General features: G+C 60.4%; 16 protein-coding genes and 1 other RNA gene. 9 read left to right on the top strand and 8 right to left on the bottom strand.

From position 1 onward, the window contains the following. Positions 1-81 precede the first annotated feature (81 nt). From NVB75_RS14855 to NVB75_RS14835, 5 genes are all read left to right on the top strand, one after another. Positions 82-714 (top strand): LysE family translocator, encoded by a 633-nt coding sequence (locus NVB75_RS14855; RefSeq protein ID WP_063027187.1) that lies wholly within the window; start codon positions 82-84, stop codon positions 712-714. A 131-nt stretch (positions 715-845) separates the two neighbouring features. Then, positions 846-2,528 (top strand): fatty acid--CoA ligase, encoded by a 1,683-nt coding sequence (locus NVB75_RS14850; RefSeq protein WP_167662891.1) that lies wholly within the window; start codon positions 846-848, stop codon positions 2,526-2,528. A 331-nt stretch (positions 2,529-2,859) separates the two neighbouring features. Continuing rightward, on the top strand, positions 2,860-4,719 hold the full coding sequence (locus tag NVB75_RS14845) for a DUF1302 domain-containing protein (protein WP_258347925.1): 1,860 nt from the start codon (positions 2,860-2,862) through the stop codon (positions 4,717-4,719). Positions 4,720-4,762: 43 nt separating this feature from the next. Then, positions 4,763-6,127 carry a DUF1329 domain-containing protein gene (locus NVB75_RS14840; protein ID WP_008434250.1) on the top strand — a complete coding sequence of 455 codons (1,365 nt, stop codon included), beginning with the start codon at positions 4,763-4,765 and terminating at the stop codon, positions 6,125-6,127. A gap of 310 nt (positions 6,128-6,437) precedes the next feature. After that, positions 6,438-9,167, top strand: a complete 2,730-nt coding sequence (locus tag NVB75_RS14835; protein WP_258347922.1) for a LuxR C-terminal-related transcriptional regulator — start codon at positions 6,438-6,440, stop codon at positions 9,165-9,167. Here NVB75_RS14835 and NVB75_RS14830 read toward each other — a convergent pair. From NVB75_RS14830 to NVB75_RS14815, 4 genes are read right to left on the bottom strand one after another with little or no spacing between them, the layout of a single operon-like run. Then, the gene (locus NVB75_RS14830) at positions 9,159-9,719 is read right to left on the bottom strand and encodes a membrane integrity-associated transporter subunit PqiC (RefSeq protein ID WP_258347921.1); all 561 of its coding nucleotides are present in this window, start codon (positions 9,717-9,719) and stop codon (positions 9,159-9,161) included. The genes NVB75_RS14835 and NVB75_RS14830 overlap by 9 nt on opposite strands. Positions 9,720-9,736: 17 nt before the next feature. Then, positions 9,737-11,392, bottom strand: a complete 1,656-nt coding sequence (locus tag NVB75_RS14825; protein ID WP_258347919.1) for an intermembrane transport protein PqiB — start codon at positions 11,390-11,392, stop codon at positions 9,737-9,739. Further along, positions 11,373-12,017, bottom strand: a complete 645-nt coding sequence (locus NVB75_RS14820) for a paraquat-inducible protein A (protein ID WP_258347917.1) — start codon at positions 12,015-12,017, stop codon at positions 11,373-11,375. The genes NVB75_RS14825 and NVB75_RS14820 overlap by 20 nt, the downstream gene beginning before the upstream one ends. Beyond that, a complete protein-coding gene (locus NVB75_RS14815; protein WP_258347915.1) occupies positions 12,014-12,610 on the bottom strand; it encodes a paraquat-inducible protein A in 597 nt (198 codons plus the stop codon). The genes NVB75_RS14820 and NVB75_RS14815 overlap by 4 nt, the downstream gene beginning before the upstream one ends. 163 nt (positions 12,611-12,773) lie before the next feature. Between NVB75_RS14815 and NVB75_RS14810 the strand changes: the two genes are divergently transcribed. Continuing rightward, a complete protein-coding gene (locus NVB75_RS14810; RefSeq protein ID WP_258347913.1) occupies positions 12,774-13,418 on the top strand; it encodes an MBL fold metallo-hydrolase in 645 nt (214 codons plus the stop codon). 218 nt (positions 13,419-13,636) lie between these two features. Continuing rightward, entirely contained in the window at positions 13,637-14,413 is a 777-nt protein-coding gene (locus NVB75_RS14805; RefSeq protein ID WP_258347912.1) for an OmpA family protein, read from the top strand. Positions 14,414-14,481: 68 nt separating this feature from the next. On the opposite strand, the gene NVB75_RS14800 is transcribed toward NVB75_RS14805, so the two are convergent. The 4 genes from NVB75_RS14800 to NVB75_RS14785 all read right to left on the bottom strand — a co-directional run bounded on the left by NVB75_RS14800 (position 14,482) and on the right by NVB75_RS14785 (position 17,928). Next, positions 14,482-15,063, bottom strand: coding sequence for a BON domain-containing protein (locus NVB75_RS14800; RefSeq protein WP_258347910.1), 582 nt, complete (start codon positions 15,061-15,063; stop codon positions 14,482-14,484). Continuing rightward, a complete protein-coding gene (locus NVB75_RS14795) occupies positions 15,060-15,653 on the bottom strand; it encodes a phosphoheptose isomerase (RefSeq protein ID WP_003216190.1) in 594 nt (197 codons plus the stop codon). Before NVB75_RS14795 ends, NVB75_RS14800 begins: the two co-directional genes overlap by 4 nt. A gap of 92 nt (positions 15,654-15,745) precedes the next feature. Next, complete coding sequence (locus NVB75_RS14790; protein WP_076014393.1) at positions 15,746-16,117, bottom strand: YraN family protein; 372 nt, start codon at positions 16,115-16,117, stop codon at positions 15,746-15,748. Then, positions 16,117-17,928, bottom strand: a complete 1,812-nt coding sequence (locus tag NVB75_RS14785) for a penicillin-binding protein activator (protein ID WP_258347892.1) — start codon at positions 17,926-17,928, stop codon at positions 16,117-16,119. The genes NVB75_RS14790 and NVB75_RS14785 overlap by 1 nt, the downstream gene beginning before the upstream one ends. 176 nt (positions 17,929-18,104) lie before the next feature. On the opposite strand from NVB75_RS14785, the gene rsmI reads away from it, so the two are divergent. Then, positions 18,105-19,010, top strand: coding sequence for a 16S rRNA (cytidine(1402)-2'-O)-methyltransferase (rsmI, locus tag NVB75_RS14780; protein WP_258347890.1), 906 nt, complete (start codon positions 18,105-18,107; stop codon positions 19,008-19,010). Positions 19,011-19,105: 95 nt separating this feature from the next. Next, positions 19,106-19,459, top strand: an RNA gene (rnpB, locus tag NVB75_RS14775) — RNase P RNA component class A. Positions 19,460-19,704 lie beyond the last annotated feature (245 nt).

Raw genomic sequence — 19,704 nt, 5'->3', positions numbered from 1 at the left:
CTGTACCTTTTGCGACGAGGTTCGAAGGCGTAATCTGCCGAGCCTATCAGATGAAATAATCAGTTACTTCCTGGAGTGTGCATGTACCTCACCGAGTTCTTGACCGTGGCACTGATTCACCTGTTGGCGGTGGCCAGCCCTGGCCCGGACTTCGCCGTGGTGGTACGTGAAAGCGTGACCCATGGCCGGCGCGCCGGAACCTGGACGGCGCTGGGCGTCGGGTCGGCGATTTTCCTGCACGTAGGGTATTCGCTGCTGGGCATCGGCTTGATCGTGTCCCAGTCCATTGTGCTGTTCAACGCATTGAAATGGGCGGCGGCGGCCTACCTGCTGTACATCGGCTTCAAGGCCCTGCGCGCCCAGCCGGCCAAGCCTGCCAGTGAAGAAGACCTGCACCTTGAAGTGGGCGAGCGCACCGCCCGTGGTGCGTTCACCTCGGGTTTCGTCACCAACGGCTTGAACCCCAAGGCCACGCTGTTCTTCCTGTCGCTGTTCACCGTGGTAATCAACCCCCACACGCCGCTGGCGATCCAGGCCGGTTACGGACTGTACCTGGCCGTGGCGACCGCAATCTGGTTTTGCCTGGTGGCCATGCTGTTCAGCCAGCAACGCGTGCGTGCCGGTTTTGCACGCATGGGCCACTGGTTCGACCGCACCATGGGCGCGGTGCTGATTGCCATCGGCGTGAAGCTGGCGTTTACCAGCATGAAATAAGCCGGATGCTGGCGCAAAGCTAGCATTCGTTGGGTTCTGCAAATCATTCCTTTGGGTGATTTGGCTGAAACATAAGCGCTCTACAGTGCAGATGTTTCAGCCAAGACCGTGCAGTCAGATAAGGGATTCGTATGTTGCAGACTCGTGTTATCCCGCCCGCCGAAGGCGCCTACCAATACCCGCTGTTGATCAAACGCCTGTTGATGTCCGGGACACGCTACGAGAAGACCCGGGAAATCGTCTACCGCGACCAGTTGCGTTATACCTATCCGACCCTGATCGAGCGCGTCGCCCGCCTGGCCAATGTGCTGACCGAGGCCGGGGTCAAGGCCGGTGACACCGTGGCCGTGATGGACTGGGACAGCCACCGCTACCTGGAATGCATGTTTGCCATTCCGATGATTGGCGCAGTCATCCACACCATCAACGTGCGCCTGTCGCCGGAACAGATTCTGTACACCATGAACCACGCCGAGGACCGCTTTGTGCTGGTCAACAGCGAGTTCGTGGGGCTCTACCAGGCCATCGCCGGCCACCTCACCACCGTCGACAAAACCCTGTTACTCACTGATGGCGCGGACAAAACCGCCGAGTTGCCCAACCTCGTGGGTGAGTACGAAACGCTGCTGGCAGCAGCAAGCCCTCGCTACGACTTCCAGGATTTCGACGAAAACTCCGTCGCCACCACCTTCTACACCACCGGCACCACGGGCAATCCCAAAGGCGTGTATTTCACCCATCGCCAACTGGTGCTGCACACCATGGGCGTGGCGACCATCATGGGCAGCGTCGACAGCGTGCGCCTGCTGGGCACCAACGACGTCTACATGCCGATTACTCCGATGTTCCATGTGCACGCCTGGGGCTTGCCCTATGTGGCGACCATGCTCGGCCTGAAGCAGGTTTATCCCGGCCGCTACGACCCCGAATACCTGGTGGAGCTGTGGCGCAAAGAGAAGGTCACGTTCTCCCATTGTGTGCCGACCATCCTGCAAATGGTGCTCAATGCCAAGGCTGGCCAGGGCGTGGATTTCAGCGGCTGGAAAATCGTCATCGGCGGCAGCGCGCTCAATCGTTCGCTGTATGAAGCGTCCAAGGCCCGCGGGATTCAGCTGACGGCAGCGTATGGCATGTCCGAGACCGGGCCGCTGGTGTCCTGCGCCCACCTCAATGAAGAATTGATGGCCGGCACCGAAGACGAACGCACCACCTATCGCATCAAGGCCGGCGTGCCCGGGCCTTTGGTGGAGGCGGCGATCATCGATGGCGACGGCAACTTCCTGCCTGCCGACGGCGAATCCCAAGGCGAATTGGTACTGCGCGCGCCGTGGCTCAGCGAAGGCTACTTCAACGAGCCGGAAAAGGGCGCAGAGCTCTGGGCCGGCGGTTGGATGCACACCGGCGACGTGGCTACCCTCGACGCGTTTGGCGTGATCGATATTCGCGACCGCATCAAGGATGTGATCAAGACCGGCGGCGAGTGGATCTCGTCCCTGGCGCTGGAAGACCTGGTCAGCCGTCACCCGGCGGTACGCGAAGTAGCGGTGGTGGGGATTGCCGACCCGCAGTGGGGCGAGCGCCCGTTTGCGTTGCTGGTGGTGCGTGATGGCCATGTGATAGGGGCCAAGGAGCTCAAGGAACATCTCAAGCCATTCGTGGAATTGGGCCACTTGAGCAAGTGGGCGATTCCTAGCCAGATCGCCGTTGTTACGGAAATTCCCAAGACCAGCGTCGGCAAGCTCGACAAAAAACGTATCCGTATCGACATCATCGAATGGCAAGCCAACAACAGTACCTTCCTCTCTACCCTCTGACACTGCTTGCCGTGCCCTCGCGGGCACGGCGGCGCTCTATTCCGAGCCTTCACTTGTGATTTGCCAATTTTCAGCCATCCTTCCGTCGCTGACCTTCGTCAGCATGGCGAAAAGGACTGTGGCAGACGGGTTGGTGATGCAAATCACACTTTAGAGGGATCAAGCGGTACCCCCTGCTGGCTATAGTTCATCCCAGAGTTTTTCAAGGTGCGGTGCTGTGAGCCCGGCGGGTTCATGTGTTCGCCCGGCATTGGAATCGTTGTATTCCGGCCGTTACAAGCCCTTGGAAACGACTCACTGCCATAACAATAATGCACATGGAGTAGCGTCGATGATCTCAGCAAACCAGTTCTGGCGCCGGGCAAAACTGCCTTTGGCCGTCAGCCTCGCCTCTACGCTCGCCGGGCCTGCATTCGGCGTCAGTTTCAACATCGGTGAAATCGAAGGCAGCTTTGATTCGTCCCTGTCGGTCGGGGCCAGTTGGTCGACGGCGGGTCGCAACAAAGACCTGATCGGCGCCAACAACGGCGGCAGGGGGTTGTCGCAAACCTCGGATGACGGTCACCTGAACTTCGACAAAGGTGATTCCTTCTCGAAGATCTTCAAGGGTATCCATGACCTTGAGTTGAAATACGGCGACACCGGCGTGTTTGTCCGGGGCAAGTACTGGTATGACTTCGCGCTGCAAAACGAAGACCTGGACTTCAAGAATGTCAGCAACAACAACCGCAAAGAGGGCGCCAAGTCTTCTGGCGGGCAGATTCTCGATGCATTCGTTTATCACAACTACACCATTGCCGATCTGCCAGGTAACGTGCGGTTCGGCAAGCAGGTGGTGAGCTGGGGTGAAAGTACCTTCATCGGTGGGGGCATCAACTCCATCAACCCGATCGACGTGTCCGCATTCCGTCGTCCCGGGGCCGAGATCAAGGAAGGCCTGATCCCGGTCAACATGTTCTATGTGTCGCAGACCCTGACCGATAACTTGTCGGCAGAAGCGTTCTATCAATTGGAATGGGACCAGACGGTAACCGACAACTGCGGCACGTTCTTCTCGCAGCCGGATGTGGTTTCCGACGGTTGCAGCAACAACCTGCGGGTGCTGAACAAGCGCTCGACCATTCCAGGCGCTGCGCTGCCTACCCTCAACGCCCTGGGCGTGGATGTGAACAACGAAGGTGTGCTGGTGCGCCGTGGGCCGGACCGTGACGCCCGCGACAGCGGCCAGTTCGGCGTGGCGATGCACTACAACTTCGAGCCGCTGGATACCGAATTCGGCGCCTACTTCATGAACTACCACAGCCGTGCGCCGATCTTCAGCGCCCAAGGTGCGCCAGCATCGGCCTATACCCGGCCTTTGGGGCCGCTGGGTGCGCTGCGGCCGCTGATTGTTGCGGGCAGTTCCAACTACTTCATCGAGTACCCTGAAGACATCCGCCTGTACGGCTTGAGCTTCTCCACCACGCTGCCTACCGGTACCGCCTGGAGCGGTGAGTTGAGCTATCGGCCAAACGCGCCAGTCCAGCTCAGCACCACCGACATTCTCTATGCGGGTGTCACGCCGATCCCGGGCTTCGGGAATGCCTCGGTGCTCAAGGGCAGCCCCGGTCAGGACTTGCATGGCTATAACCGCAAGGAAGTTACGCAGTTCCAGACCACCTTTACGCACTTCTTTGATCAGGTCATGGGCGCCAGCCGTTTGACCACGGTCGGTGAAATTGGCGTGACCCACGTCGGCGGCCTGGAAAGCAAATCCGAGGCCCGTTACGGCCGTGATCCGGTGTTCGGTCCTGGCACGCTGCCAGGCGGGTTCTGTAACGCCCTTAACAACTCGACGGCCAACGGCGCCGGTCTGCCGAATGCCGCTGGCCTGAACACCAACTGCAACAACGACGGCTACACCACGGCCACCTCCTGGGGCTATCGCGCTCGTGCCATCTGGGAATACCCGGACGTCTTCGCCGGTGTAAACCTCAAGCCCAACGTGGCGTGGTCCCATGACGTCAAAGGCTACTCGCCAGGTCCTGGCGGCAACTTCGAAGAGGGTCGCAAGGCCGTCAGCCTGGGTGTCGATGCCGAGTACCAGAACACCTACACCGTCAGCCTCAACTACACCAACTTCTTTGGCGGCAAATTCACCACGGTGGATGACCGTGACTTCATCGCCTTGAGCGCTGGCGTGAACTTCTAAGCACACTCTCTTTAAGCAGTATGTTTTCAGGAAGAACCAGAACATGAAAATAACTAAAAATCTGTTGCAGGTGGGTGTGCTGGGGCTGTCGATCATGGCGGGTAGCGTCATGGCCGCTGTCTCGGCCGACGAAGCCGCCAAGCTCGGCACGACCCTGACCCCGATGGGCGCTGAAATGGCCGGCAACGCGGCCGGCACCATCCCTAAATGGTCGCCACTGCCCACCAACGCCGGCGCCGTGGATGCCCGTGGTTTCCTGGCCAACCCGTACGCCAGCGAACAACCGCAATTCACCATCACCGCGCAGAACGTCGAGCAGTACAAGGACAAGCTGGCGCCGGGGCAGTACGCGATGTTCAAGCGCTACCCGGACACCTTCAAGATGCCGGTCTACCCGACCCATCGCGGCGCCACGGTGCCGGCTGATGTGTTCGCCGCCATCAAGAAAAACGCCACCAGCACCAACCTGGTGTCTGGCGGCAACGGCCTGGAAAACTTCGAAACCGCCGTACCGTTCCCGATTCCGAAAAGCGGCGTGGAAGTCATCTGGAACCACATCACCCGCTATCGCGGCGGCAGCGTGACCCGCCTGGTGACCCAGGCCACGCCGCAAACCAACGGCTCGTTCAGCCTGGTGTACTTCCGCGACCAGTTCGTGTTCCGCGACAAGATGAAGGACTACGACCCGAAAAACCCGGGCAACATCCTGTTCTACTTCAAGCAGCAAGTGACCGCGCCGGCACGTCTGGCCGGTGGTGTGCTGCTGGTGCACGAAACCCTCGACCAGGTGAAAGAACCGCGTTCGGCGTGGGTCTACAACGCCGGCCAGCGCCGTGTGCGCCGGGCACCGCAAGTGTCGTATGACGGCCCGGGTACCGCCGCCGACGGCCTGCGTACCTCCGACAACCTCGACATGTTCAACGGTGCGCCAGACCGCTACGACTGGAAACTGGAAGGCAAGAAAGAGCTCTACATCGCCGAAAACAGCTACAAGCTCGACGATCCGAAGCTCAAGTATGTCGATATCATCAAGGCCGGCCACATCAACCAGGACCTGGCGCGCTACGAGCTGCGCCGTGTGTGGCATGTGGTTGCAACCCTGAAGGAAGGCCAGCGCCACATCTACGCCAAGCGTGACTTCTTCATCGACGAAGACACCTGGCAAGCTGCGGTGATCGACCACTACGACGGTCGCGGCCAACTGTGGCGTGTGGCGGAAGCCCATGCCGAGAACTACTACGACAAGCAAGTGCCGTGGTACGCCCTCGAAACCCTCTACGACCTGCAGTCCGGCCGCTACCTGGCACTGGGCATGAAGAACGAAGAGAAACAGGCCTATGACTTCGGTTTCACCGCCACCACCAGCGACTTCACCCCGGCGGCCCTGCGCCAGGATGGTGTTCGCTAACTCGCTGTAACAGAGGCCGCATCCTCGAAAAACGCCCCGACTGGTTCGGGGCTTTTTTTTGCCGGACCACTGTGGCGAGGGAGCTTGCTCCCGCTGGGCTGCGTAGCAGCCCCAAAAACGGGAGCGCTGCGCACTCCAGCGGGAGCAAGCTCCCTCGCCACAGAGTGTCGGTCGTTCCAGAAGAAGTCCGGATATTTTTTGTTGTAGTCTTTTTAAGACAATTGTTGCAAAGATCTACAAAGCTGCCGCTTTTACCGCTAGTCTGCGGACATCTGCAATGCCGACAACAGCCTTCTACAAGAGCCCGGCGATGACTGATCTGTCCCGAATTCAAGGGCCTGCCAGCGCGGTCATTCCGACCCTGGAAGGGCGCTTCTATCGACCCCCACTGCCTGACGGCTACGTGTTGCGACCGCGCCTGTGCGAACGGCTGAGTGAAGGTTTGGCCGGGCGTCTGTTGCTGGTCAGCGCACCGGCCGGGTTCGGCAAGAGTTCGCTGGCGGTGGAGTTCTGCCAGAGCCTGCCGGCCCACTGGCAAAGCCTGTGGTTGGGGCTCAGCCCCCGGGATAACGACCCGGGACGTTTCCTTGAACGCCTGCTCGACGGCCTGCAGCAATACTTCCCGCAGTTGGGCGCCCAGTCCCTGGGCTTGCTGAAAATGCGCCAGCGCCATCAACCCTTTGCGTTTGAAGAGTGGCTCGACGGCCTGCTGGATGAACTGACGGTGCACCTGTCGACCCAGGCGCCGCTGTTGCTGGTGCTGGATGACTACCATCTGGCCCAGGGCCCGGTACTCGACCGCTGCCTGCAATTTTTCCTCAACCATTTGCCCGACGGCCTGTTGGTACTGGTCACCAGCCGTCAACGCCCCGACTGGCACCTGGCGCGCCTGCGCCTGTCCCGGCATTTGCTGGAGCTGCACGAGCAGGACCTGCGCCTGACTCACGCCGAATCCCTGGCCCTGCTGGATCGCCACAGCAGCTCATTGCGCGGCGAAGCCCTGGATAACCTGATCCGACGCAGTGAAGGCTGGGTGGCCGGCCTGCGTTTCTGGCTGCTGGCGGCCTCCGAAGCCGGCAGCGAAGGCGCCTTGCCCCAAGGCCTGCACGGCGGGGAAGGGCTGATCCGCGATTACCTGCTCGAAGAAGTCATCGACTGCCTGCCAGCCGAAGTCCAGGCGTTTCTCTACGACACCGCGTCCCAGGAGCGGTTTTGCAGCGAACTGTGCGACGCCGTGCGCGAAGCCCACGACAGCAGCGAAATACTGCGCTACCTGCAAGCCCACCAGGTATTCCTGGTGCCGCTGGACGAACAGGGCCACTGGTACCGTTATCACCATCTGTTTTCCGACCTGCTGCGCACCCGACGCGCAAGTAATGCCGTGTTGCCTGCTGCCAGCCTGCACCTTCGGGCCTGTCGCTGGTTCAATGCCCAGGGCTTGATCGATGAGGCGGTGGAGCAGGCGCTGCGGGCCGGTCACCTGGATGTGGCGGCAAACCTGGTGCAGAACCTCTCCGAAGAGCAACTGCTGGCGGAGCAGAATGTCGGCATGTTGCTGCGCTGGAAAATGGACTTGCCCGACAGTCTGTTGATGAGCACGCCACGTCTGATCGTGCTCTACAGTTGGGCGTTGGGATTGGCCTGCCAGCTGGATGCGGCGCAAGAGTTGGCCAGCCATCTCAGCCGCTTTCTGCCGGCGCCGTCAGCCACCGCGCAAAAGTCGATGTTGGCCCAATGGCTGGCCCTCAGCGGGATTATTGCCCGGGGGCGTGGTGATCGCGAGTTGACCCAGTTGTACTGCAGCGAGGCCCTGGAAAGCCTGCCGCACAAACGCTATGGTCAGCGGTTGATGTGCCTGTCGACCCTGTCCAACCTGGCCATCGTCGATGCTGACCTGTGGCGCGCCCGGGGTTTGAACCGAGAGTCTCTGGAGCTGGCGCAGCGCGTCGGCAACCCATTATTTGAAGCACTGGCCCATTACGACCGGGCGCGGGTGCTACAAGCCCGTGGCGAAATCCTGCGTTCCCTGGATGAAGTGCGTCAGGGCCTGCAACGCTTGCAGGGCCTCGCGCCGCAACGCCTGTATGCCGTGCGTGCCCGCTTGGCGCTGTACGAAGGCTACCTGCTGCTGGTGCGTTGCCAGCCCGAAGCCGGGCTGGCTCGCCTGCGTGCCGGTCTGGCCGAGGCGCGAGCCTGCCGGGATATCAGCGTGCTGATCGGCCATTGCGTGATTGCCAGCTTTGAAGGTCGCCGCGGCGACTTCCCCACGGCCTTCGCCGAGCTGGCCGAGGCCGAGCGCTTGATGCACATCTGGGACGTGCCGCCGATTTTCTATCTGGCGATGATTACCCTGGTCAAATGCGAGCTATGGCTGGCCCAAGGCCGCACCGACCTGGCCGATGCCTGGCTGACGCGGTTGGGGCAAACCTACAACGGTGAACAGGCCGCGGCCGCGCCGGAGTTTCACCCGCACCTGCCGCAACATATCGAGCTGCAACAGGCAGCGCTCGATGCCATCCGGCATCAGCCGGCGGCCTCACTGCAACGGCTCGACGAACTGGCGCACCAGGCCCATAACAGCGGCCGGCAGATGATCAGCCTGATGGCGCTGACCCAGCAGGCGCAGTTACTTTTGGACGGTGGTCAGGAAGCGCTGGCCCGCCCGGTGTTCGCCCGCGCGCTTGCAGCGGCTGCCGGTGGCGCGATGCAACCCTTTCAGCGCTTGCTGGAGCGCTATCCCGACTGGACGCGGGAGCAGCTTTCGCGGGACCCCCATGGCCAACTGAACCAGAGCCTGCTGGCACGCTTGCCGAATGTTGCGGTGGCTGAAACCCCACACGTCCTTGAAACCCTGAGCACCCGCGAACTGGCAGTGCTGCACTTGATCGCCCAAGGGTGCTCGAACCAGGAAATCAGCAATCAGCTGTTTATCTCCCTGCATACTGTGAAAACCCACGCCAGCCATATCAACAGCAAGTTGGGAGTGGAGCGACGCACCCAGGCGGTGGCGCGCGCTCAGGAGATGGGGTTGTTAGGGTAGTTTCACGGGCGGGCATTCACTCGGTGACTTGTCGGCGGCCTGGCTGAGCAGTGCGGCAAACAGTTTGACGTTGTTTTGCTGAGCGATCACCAGGTCATCAATGGTTGGGCCGGATGGCGACTGCACCACCGTGCGACAGGTCAGCGGCGTGCGTTCGTCCGTGCCCGTCTGGCGAAGTCGCCATTTGACGTCGAGCAGGGCGTACTGCCCGGGGATCGAGTCAAAACGCTGTACTTCAATGCGCACCGCCAGGTTTTTCCGGTTGCTGGCGAGTTGGTCCACCAGCGCGCTGCGCAGCTCATCCACCAGACTGGCGGCCCACCATTGCGTCTCAAGAATCGCCACGCCGCTGTCGCCCTGGCGGATGACAATCTGCGGGCGGTCGACCTGCGGCGGGACTGTGATGCTTTCAATGCGGATTTCACCGCCGGCGGCCAGTGACGCATTGCTGCGATGCACCGGCGTCAGGGTGTGAAATTGAATCGGCTCACTGCGGCACGCCGCAAGCAGCAGCAACCCGGTGAGCAGGGTGATCTTCAGCGGAAAGGCCATGGTGGTTGCTCCTGTGGTCATTTGCGCGGAGGCCCTTGCAGGTCCGATGGCGCAGCGTTGTCGGGGCGACCACGAATCAGGGATTCGGGATGGCGTGCCAGGTAATCCGAAAGCTCTCGCAGGGAGCGCGACATGCGGCTCAGTTCATCCAGCGTCTGGGTCAACTGCTCCCGTTGCGGCGAATCCTCGGCCAGGGTCGAACTGGCTGACTGCAAGGTTTTACTTACGTCGGCCAGGGTGTTCTGCACGCTTGGGAGTGTCTTGGCGTTGAACTGGCCGAGACCTTTGCGCAATTCGACCAGGCTCCCGTCGAGGTTGCCGGCAATCCGCTCGATCGGCAGTTGGTTGATCTTGTTGACGATGCCTTCGAGTTTTTCCTGCAGTTGTTCCAGGTTGCCGGGGATGGTCGGAATACTGACGGGGCGCGCGTTCGGGTCGAACACGACTTTGTCGGCCTTGGGAAAGAAGTCCAGGGCGATGTACAGCTGGCCGGTGAGCAGGTTGCCGCTGCGAGCCTGGGCCCGCAGGCCGTGTTCAATGAAGCTGCCAATCAGGCGCACGCCGCCGGCCTCATCGTTAGGGTCATGTTTCAGGACCGTGAGCATTTTGGTGTTGGCTTCGCCGAGGCGTTGCGGGTAAATCACGATGCCGACGTTCACCGGGAAGCTACGTTTTTTCTCGTCGAAATCCAGGTTGATCGATACCACTTTGCCAAACTCGATACCCAGGAATTCCACCGGCGCACCGACGGTGAGCCCGCGCAAGGCTTGATCGAAACGCAGGTTCAAGTATTGCCCCTTGCCATTGGGCGGGGCCAGCGCGGTTTGCTGGTCGGCGAACAGTTCATAGGAATGCTCCTCGCTGGCCGGCTTGTCGTCGGGGCTGTAGGGCGGAGCCAGGAAGGCGATGCCGCCCACCAGCATGGAGGACAAGGATTCGGTCTTCAGCGCAAACCCGTTGGCGCCGACACTCACGTCAATCCCGCTGGCGTTCCAGAACCGGGTGTTCTCGGTGACGTAGGCGTCATTGGGTGCATGCACGAACACGTCGATGTTCACGCCTTTGCCGTCGGCGTCCAAGGCATAGGCCACTACCTGGCCGACGGGAATTTTGCGGTAATAGACCGGGGAGCCGATGTCCAGCGAGCCCAAATCCTGGGTGTGCAAGGTGAAGCGTTTACCAGGCTCGCCATAAGTGATGGGCGGTGGGTTTTCCAGGCCTGTGAACCGGTTGGCGCGGGTATCGGACTGGCCGATGTCGGCGCCGATGTAATCCCCGGAGAGCAGCGTGTCGATGCCGGAAACGCCGCCGGCGCCAATACGCGGGCGCACCACCCAGAATTGCGAGTCTTCCCGGGTGAAACTTTCAGCCTGCTTGGACAGTTTGATCGTGGCGTTGACGTTTTTCTGGTCGTCGCTCAACTCCACGTCAGTCACCTGGCCGATCACCACGTTGCGGTATTTGACGTCGGTCTTGTTGGCGGTCAGGCCGCTGCCGGTCTTGAAGGTAATGGTAATGCTCGGCCCTTGCTGAAGGATGCTGTGCACCACCAGCGAAATGCCCACCAGCACCGCGACAATCGGCACGATCCACACCAGCGAAACGCTGAAGCGCCGCGTCTTGATCGCGGGTTGGCCGGGGGGCAGCGGTTTGTCAGTGGTTTGCGACGCCATCCGGCATCTCCTCGTTGTGGGGGTTTTCCCAGATCAGGCGGGGGTCGAAACTCATTGCCGAGAGCATGGTAAACACCACCACCAGGCCAAAGAACAGAATACCCAGGCGCGGCTCGATGGTACCCAGGGCCTGAAACCGCACCAGGGCCGCCACCAACGCCACTACGATGACATCCAGCATCGACCAGTAGCCAATCACCTCGACGAAGCGAAACAGCTTCGAGCGCTCCTTGCGTGCCCACTGGTTATTGCGTTGCACGGTGACCAGCAGCAGGGTCAGCGCGACGAACTTGATGCCCGGCACTGCGATGCTGGCGATGAAAATGATCAGGGCAATGTCCCAGGCGCCGTGCTGCCAGAACTCCAGCACGCCACTCATGATGGTGCTGTCGGCGCCGGAGCCGAGCATCGAGGTGTTCATCACCGGCAGTAGGTTGGCGGGCACGTAAAACGCCAGTGCCGTCAGCATGTAGGCCCAGGTGCGGGTCAATGAGTGCACCTTGCGCCGGTGCAAGGGCGCATCACAGCGTTCGCACTCGTCGGGGTTGGCGCTGGTATCGCAGGCCTGGCCGCAGCTGTGGCACAGGCACAGGTTCAGCTCGCTGGCGGTCGGTGGCCGGTTCATAAGGTGTCCCACAGGTCGCGAATATCGCGCCCGGCAATGCGGATCAGCAACAGGCTGAGCGCCGCCAGGGCGAACAGGCCGGTGCCGGGCAATACATCCAGCATCCCGGCGAGCTTGAACACCGCCACCATGGCGCCCAGCAGGCAGACTTCCAGCATGCTCCAGGGCCGTAAGGCTTCGAGCCAGCGCATGCAGACTTTGAACGCCGGTGAGCGCCTGCCCTTCATCGCAAAGCCCAGCACCCACATCAGCAACAGCAACTGGAACACCGGCGCGATGATGATGGAAATGGCCGCCACCAGCGCGATAAAGGTAATCGGGCCCTGGGCCAGCGCAACCACGGAGTCCCATAAGGTGGCGCTGCTTTTCAAACCTTGCAGGCTGATGCTCATTACCGGGTAGAAATTGGCGAAAACCCACAGCATGGCGGCGGTCAGGGTCAGCGCCAGGCGTTGTTCCACCGACAGCCCGTTATAGCGCTGGAGTACGCCTGCGCATCGGGTGCAGAGGGTTTTCTGATGTTTGGCGAGCGTGACTTTTTCGTACACGCAATCGCAGTGTTCGCAGATGATCAATGGGCTGAGGGTTGCCACGAGTCCCACTCCAAGCGCTATAGGTTGCGCGTTGCAGACTTGCGCCAGAGTATCTTAGCAGCTACGTGGTTTGACAGCCGTGTGCTCGCGAGCGCTTTCAGATCGGGCGCATGGTCGAACATACTGTGCATCAGGATGTGCCTTTGAATTTGCAGGAACACCAATGAATACTCAGACCCCCGCGCTAATCCGCGAAACCTTCCCCGTCGGCCCGTTGCAGTGCAACTGCACAATTATCGGCGACCCCGTCACCAGGAAAGCCATCGTGGTCGATCCGGGTGGCAATCATGAGTTGATCCTGACGCGCCTCGATGCGCTGGGCTTGAAAGTGGTCAGCATCATTCACACCCACGCCCACCTCGATCACTTCCTGGCTTCCGGGCAATTGAAGGAAAAGACCGGCGCCACGTTGCACCTGCACAAGGAAGACCAGTTTCTGTGGGACAACCTGGAAATGCAGTGCCAGATGTTCCGCGTACCGTACACACCTGTGCCGCCGCCGGATCGCTGGCTGGAGGATGAAGAGGAGCTGGCCTGCGGTTGTGGGGTCGCCTTGCACACACCTGGACACACACCGGGCTCGATGAGTTTCTGGTTCGCGGATGCGAAGTTGCTGATTGCCGGCGACACCCTGTTTCGGCGTGGTGTCGGGCGTACGGATTTGTGGGGCGGAGACCAGGCGACCATCGTGCGTTCGATCAAGCAACGGCTCTACACCCTGGATGAGACGGCGGTTGTGGTGGCGGGGCATGGTCCGGATACACGCCTGGGAGATGAAATGCGTGAGAATCCATTCGTGCGGGCGTGAAGGGAAACCGGGGTAGTTTTTCGGATACCAAATGGCAACTATCGGACGAAACTTATAGAAAAAATGACAATTACCGTTCAGCAAGTCTCTGCTAGGGTTTGACTGTGCACACCGGTGACCGGACATGGAATTTTTGCCGTTTGTCGTGTTCCAAGCTCGGCACAGGTCCATTGCCAATGTCCTCTGCATCACAGAATGCAAAAGTAGGAGCTTCCTTCATGTTCACTTCTCGTCGTCTGCTTGTTGTCGCTACCGCCGTAGCCTTGTTGTCCGGCTGCGCTTCACCTAATCCTTATGACGGCAGCCAGGGACAGGCGAATAATGGTTCAGAGGGCGGCATCAGCAAAACCGCCAAGTACGGTGGCCTGGGGGCACTGGCCGGTGCGCTGGCAGGTGCCGCCATCGACCACAACAACCGCGGCAAGGGTGCGCTGATCGGTGGCGCTATCGCCGGCCTCGGCGCTGCCGGCTATGGCTACTACGCGGACCAGCAGGAAAAGAAACTGCGTGAAAGCATGGCCAATACCGGGGTTGAAGTGCAGCGCCAGGGCGATCAGATCAAGTTGATCATGCCGGGTAACATCACCTTCGCCACCAACTCGGACGCGATCTCCAGCAGCTTCTATACGCCGCTGAACAACCTGGCGAACTCCCTCAAGCAGTTCAACCAGAACACCATCCAGATCGTTGGCTACACCGACAGCACCGGCAGCCGCCAGCTCAACATGGACCTGTCCCAGCGTCGTGCGCAGAGCGTGGCTAATTACCTGACGTCCCAAGGTGTCAGCGCGACCAACCTGAGTGCCCGCGGTGCCGGCCCGGATAACCCGATTGCCAGCAACGCCGACGTCAATGGCCGTGCCCAGAACCGTCGCGTAGAGGTTAACCTGGGGCCGATTCCTGGCCAGCAATACGGTCAGCCGGGCGCCCAGCAGCAACAGGCGCCGCAACAGAACAACCAGTTCCAAGGCAACCCGTACCAGCAGTACCAGTAACCGCCAGCCACTAAAAAGGGCGCCGTGCAATCAATGCACGGCGCCCTTTTTTGTGGTCGTCGATGACATCAGTCGATGTATTCGAACACCTTCACAATCTTCTGTACGCCCGACACACCTTGTACCAGGTTGGCAGAGCGGGTGGCTTCTGCCTGAGTCAGCAGGCCCATCATGTAGACGATACCATTATCAGTGACGATCTTGATCCGTGAGCCGGGAATCGAGCTGTCGGTCAGCATCTGGGTCTTGATCTTGGTGGTCAGCAGCGCATCGTTGCTGATCGCCAGCAGTGTGATCGGCTCCATCACCTGCAATTCATTGTGGACTTTCTTGACCCGTTGTACGGCGGAGGCGGCTTGTTCAGCCTGGGCCTTCAGGTCGGCACGCGGGGTTTGCCCGGTGAGCAGTACCACGCCGTTGAAGCTGACGACCACGATGCGCGACGCACCGTTGCCCAGGTCCGGAGCGGCCTTGGAAACGTTGACGGATACTTTGGTTTCGATCAGCGAGTCATCGATTTTGCTGCCGAAAGTGCGGGTGCCTTTATCGTCCTGGATGGGCGTGTCGCGGCTTGCTTCGATTACCGAACTGCAGCCGCTGATGCCTAGGCACAGCGTGATTGCCAATAGGCTAAGGCGTTTAACGGTCATTCTTCACTCCCGAACAGTTGGCTGTCGATCAGATCGCACAGGCAGTGGATCGCCAGCAGGTGGACTTCCTGAATACGTGCGGTGACATTGGCCGGGACGCGAATTTCCACGTCTTCGGGCAGCAGCAGCGACGCCATGCCGCCGCCGTCGCGCCCGGTCAATGCTACGACAATCATTTCACGATCATGTGCGGCCTGGATCGCTTGAATAATGTTCGCCGAGTTACCGCTGGTGGAGATTGCCAGCAATACGTCACCCGGCTGGCCAAGGGCACGAATCTGTTTGGAGAAGATTTCGTTGTAGCTGTAGTCGTTGGCGATCGAGGTGATCGTCGAGGTGTCGGTGGTCAGGGCGATGGCCGGCAGGCTCGGACGCTCGCGCTCGAAGCGGTTGAGCAGTTCCGAGGAAAAATGCTGGGCATCGCCGGCCGAACCGCCGTTGCCGCACGAAAGCATTTTGCCTTCGTTGAGCAAGGCGTTGACCATGACCTGACTGGCTTGCTCGATGTGCGGTGCAAGTACGTCCATCGCCTGTTGCTTGGTATCGATACTGGCCTGGAAAAGCTGGCGAATTCGGGATTGCATGTCCATCTGTGTGACCTTAATTAGCGCGGCTGTTTGGCACAGGAATGTGCAGCCCGCAAAGCAAAGAGCAAAAGTGTGCGGTGTAGATGTCCGGCGAATCAGCTGTCAAAGGCATCTTGCAGCCAGTTCAGATCGGCTGTTCCCCGGGGAGTGCTTTCTATGGCAACCACATCGAAACGGCAGGGATGATCGGCCCAGCGACGCTCTTTGAGCAGGAAAAACTGCGCGGCGAGTATCAGCTTCTGGCGCTTGCGCCCGTCGATACTGGCGAGCGCACCCCCCCATTGTGCGTGTTTTCTGTAGCGGACTTCGACAAATACTACTGTATCGCCGTCAAGCATGACCAGATCAAGCTCGCCGCGCTTGCATAACCAGTTCTGCGCCAGAAGGCGCAGACCTTGTTGTTGCAGGTACTCGAGGGCTTGAAGTTCGGCGTCCTTGCCGCTTTGTGCGCTTGACCGCTCGGGCATCAGCGCGGGGTATCAGGCAGGCGCTGGATCTCGCCACCGACGAACTTGGCCCATGGCATCTGGCGATCGACACGCTGGTTGGCGCTGACGCCCAGGTTGCCCGACAGGCCATCAACACGAGTGTCCGGCAGTGCCTTGAGTTGCCCCAGGCGCGGCGCCAGGCGGTAGGCATCCACACCCATTGCGTACAGCCGACCGAGGCTGCCGTTGGCTTGTGGCCATTGGGCGGCAACCTGGTTGCGCAGCGGGTCAGTGGTGTTCAGCAGCCAAGGGGTTTCGCAGAACATCACGTTGGTCATGTCCAGGTACTGGTTCTTGTCGCCACTGGCGCTGAACACGTGGGACGTTGCATACACCGGTACGTCGCCAGCGTATTGGAAGTTCAGGGTCGGCTTGATCTGCTGGGCCAGTTGCGGGGTCACGGCCAGGAAGATGAACTCGATGTCCTGGCGGCGCGACGGCTGGGCGGAGACATCCGAACCGACGGTGCTTTGCAGGCTCTTGGCGCGGCCTTCGCTTTTGCGCAGTTGGAACAGGTCGGCAATCTGCTGGGCCAGGGCTACTGGCTGGTCAACGTACTCGACGCCTATCACGGTGCCGCCATTGGCTTCCCAATCCTGACGGAAGGCTTTGTAGACGCGTTCGCCCCATTCGCCTCTCGGCACCATGGCGGCGGCGCGGTGCAGGCCATCGGCGCGAGCGCGACGGGACACTTCACGGGCTTCGTCTTCAGCGGCCAGGCCGAACTGGAACAGTTGCGCCGGGTTCTGGTCGGCTTCGCTGTAGTTCAGGGCGAGGGTGGTGATTGGCAATTGCGGGCGCGCGCTGAGTTGCTTGACCAGCGGTTTCTCCAGCGGGCCGACCACCAGTTGCACACCGGCGGCTTGGGCCTTGGCGTAGAAGTCATCAATGGAGGTCAGGCGCGAACTGTCGTAGAACTCGATCACCGGCGGCTTCTGCCCGGCTTGTTCAGCCTGATAGTGCGCGGCCATGAAGCCTTCGCGCAGCGCCTTGGCAACGCCGGCCAGCGGGCCTTCCTGCGGGAGCAGCAGGGCGATCTTGTTCAACGGCTGGCTGGCCAGTTCCTTGAGCTTGGTCAGCGGCTGTGGCAATTGCGAGGCCGCCGGGTGGCCCGGGTTCTGGGCGCGCCAGGTGTCGATGGCCGCTTGCTGTTGTTCCAGGGTGCCGGCGCTCTTGACCGCCTGGGCCAGGCTGATCCAGCCGTCCAGCGTCGGGTTGCCGCTGGCTTGCAGTTGATCGGCAGGCAAGGCTGCAATCAATACCCAGATGGCTTCGTGGTTGCTGTTGTAGGCGTCGCCGGTCAGCAGCGGAGCCATGGCGACACGCTCGCGAGCGGCGGCCAGGGTCTGGCCGTCGGCTTCATAAGCACGAGCATGCACGGTACCGGTACGGATCTGCTGTTCAGGCGGCAGTTCCTTCAGGTTTTGCAGGCTCGGGTGGTTCAACGCCGTCAACGCTGCCTTGGGCTGGTTGCGGGCCATCGCCAGTTCAGCCGACAGGGTGCTGGCAAATACCTGCGCTGCCGGTTTCAGGACGTCCAGTGGCACCTGGGCAAGAATCTGCGCCGAGCGTCCCGGATTGTTTTGGTGGAACGCCAGGTCAGCCGCACTCAAGCGCAACAGCGCGGCTTTTTCCGGAGTCTTGGCCGAACTCGCCTGTTCGAGCAGTTGCTCGATGCTGGCATCCGGGGTCCGGGGGAGGTCGCCAAGGCTGGACGAGGGCGAGCTGGCGCAAGCCGCCAACAGGGCAGCGAGGCAGAGGGCAGAGAACAGCCGCAGGCAAGCGATCATGTAAGTGTTCCTGATACCGATCAAATTAGCGTGGAATTGTACCCAAGCACTGGCCGGGGCGCGATGTTACTGGCGTGAAACCGTCTATTTAGGTCGTGTAAATGTTGCAAGAGCCTACAGATGGCTGAAATGGAGCTTGCCCCGAGGGCATATATTCAAGGCGTCTACGCGCTACAATGCGGCTTTTGCCAATCATCGAGGTGTGCGCTTTGACTGCTCCAGGTCCTTTGAATTCCACTGCTGGCTCGCTTTTTGTCGTGGCGACGCCCATTGGCAACCTGGACGACATCAGTGCGCGCGCACTGAAAGTGCTGCGTGACGTGAAGCTGATCGCTGCCGAAGACACTCGGCACTCCCAGCGATTGATGCAGCATTTTGGCATTCCAACACCCTTGGCCGCGTGCCATGAACATAACGAGCGTGAAGAAGGCAGTCGTTTTATCACCCGTTTGTTGGCGGGTGATGACGTGGCGCTGATCTCGGATGCGGGTACGCCGCTGATTTCCGACCCCGGCTACCACCTGGTTCGCCAGGCGCGGGCCGCTGGTATCAATGTAGTGCCTGTTCCGGGAGCGTGCGCGCTGATTGCTGCATTGTCTGCAGCCGGCTTGCCGTCGGATCGTTTTATCTTTGAAGGCTTCCTGCCGGCCAAGGCGGTTGGTCGCCGGGCGCGCCTGGAATTGGTGAAAGAAGAACCGCGCACGCTGATCTTCTACGAAGCCCCGCACCGCATCCTTGAATGCCTGCAGGACATGGAGCTGGTATTCGGCGGCGATCGCCTGGCCTTGCTGGCGCGGGAAATCACCAAGACCTTCGAAACCCTCAAGGGCCTGCCGCTGCAGGAGCTGCGCGAATTTGTCGAAGGCGACAGCAATCAGCAGCGCGGCGAGTGCGTGGTGTTGGTGGCGGGGTGGTCGGCGCCGGAAAGCGAAGATGCGGTCGGCAGTGAAGCAATGCGCATTCTGGATCTGCTGCTCAAGGAGATGCCATTGAAGCGTGCGGCGGCCCTGGCTGCGGAAATTACCGGTGTGCGCAAGAACGTGTTGTATCAAGTCGCGCTCGATAAACAAAAGGGCGAATAGTTCCGGGTTCCAGCCTGCACTCCGTCTGAACATGATGGCATTAGTGTCTTTTAATACTTGTTCTAACGCCGTCGTGCCGTTAACCTTCGCGGCGGAGAGTCGATTGGACAGTCGCTGCCTTCTATGAAAATTAGAGGGGGGAGGAAAGTCCGGGCTCCATAGGGCGAAGTGCCAGGTAATGCCTGGGAGGCGTGAGCCTACGGAAAGTGCCACAGAAAATAACCGCCTAAGTACTTCGGTACCGGTAAGGGTGAAAAGGTGCGGTAAGAGCGCACCGCACGACTGGCAACAGTTCGTGGCTAGGTAAACCCCACTTGGAGCAAGACCAAATAGGGTCCCAAGGCGTGGCCCGCGCTGGGACCGGGTAGGTTGCTAAAGATGTCCAGTGATGGCCATCGTAGACGAATGACTGTTCAAGACAGAACCCGGCTTATAGATCGACTCTCCACCTTTTTTCCTTCTGTCCGAATCTCGGGCAGGAACCTGGTAGTAACGCGAGAATCCCTCCCTGCTGAATCATCAGCAGATGCGTCTTCGTAATACCGAAAAAATCTTACTCTTAATAAATTACTTTAACTTTGAGCCCTAGCTCTTTGAGCTATTTGGCGTTGTTGAGTCAAAATCGCCGTCAAACTCTCGTTTCTCCTCCTTTTACCCTCCTAAATCTCCGTTCTGTAAGGCTTTTCCTTGAATC

The organism is Pseudomonas sp. CBS, from assembly GCF_024734645.1.
Lineage (GTDB): Bacteria > Pseudomonadota > Gammaproteobacteria > Pseudomonadales > Pseudomonadaceae > Aquipseudomonas.
This window is presented reverse-complemented; position numbering and strand designations above follow the sequence as displayed.

Coding starts and splice junctions, on each gene's coding strand:
- NVB75_RS14855 (WP_063027187.1), top strand. CDS start 82: ATGTACCTCACCGAGTTCTTGACCGTGGCACTGATTCACCTGTTGGCG.
- NVB75_RS14850 (WP_167662891.1), top strand. CDS start 846: ATGTTGCAGACTCGTGTTATCCCGCCCGCCGAAGGCGCCTACCAATAC.
- NVB75_RS14845 (WP_258347925.1), top strand. CDS start 2,860: ATGATCTCAGCAAACCAGTTCTGGCGCCGGGCAAAACTGCCTTTGGCC.
- NVB75_RS14840 (WP_008434250.1), top strand. CDS start 4,763: ATGAAAATAACTAAAAATCTGTTGCAGGTGGGTGTGCTGGGGCTGTCG.
- NVB75_RS14835 (WP_258347922.1), top strand. CDS start 6,438: ATGACTGATCTGTCCCGAATTCAAGGGCCTGCCAGCGCGGTCATTCCG.
- NVB75_RS14830 (WP_258347921.1), bottom strand. CDS start 9,719: ATGGCCTTTCCGCTGAAGATCACCCTGCTCACCGGGTTGCTGCTGCTT.
- NVB75_RS14825 (WP_258347919.1), bottom strand. CDS start 11,392: ATGGCGTCGCAAACCACTGACAAACCGCTGCCCCCCGGCCAACCCGCG.
- NVB75_RS14820 (WP_258347917.1), bottom strand. CDS start 12,017: ATGAACCGGCCACCGACCGCCAGCGAGCTGAACCTGTGCCTGTGCCAC.
- NVB75_RS14810 (WP_258347913.1), top strand. CDS start 12,774: ATGAATACTCAGACCCCCGCGCTAATCCGCGAAACCTTCCCCGTCGGC.
- NVB75_RS14805 (WP_258347912.1), top strand. CDS start 13,637: ATGTTCACTTCTCGTCGTCTGCTTGTTGTCGCTACCGCCGTAGCCTTG.
- NVB75_RS14800 (WP_258347910.1), bottom strand. CDS start 15,063: ATGACCGTTAAACGCCTTAGCCTATTGGCAATCACGCTGTGCCTAGGC.
- NVB75_RS14795 (WP_003216190.1), bottom strand. CDS start 15,653: ATGGACATGCAATCCCGAATTCGCCAGCTTTTCCAGGCCAGTATCGAT.
- NVB75_RS14790 (WP_076014393.1), bottom strand. CDS start 16,117: ATGCCCGAGCGGTCAAGCGCACAAAGCGGCAAGGACGCCGAACTTCAA.
- NVB75_RS14785 (WP_258347892.1), bottom strand. CDS start 17,928: ATGATCGCTTGCCTGCGGCTGTTCTCTGCCCTCTGCCTCGCTGCCCTG.
- rsmI (WP_258347890.1), top strand. CDS start 18,105: ATGCGGCTTTTGCCAATCATCGAGGTGTGCGCTTTGACTGCTCCAGGT.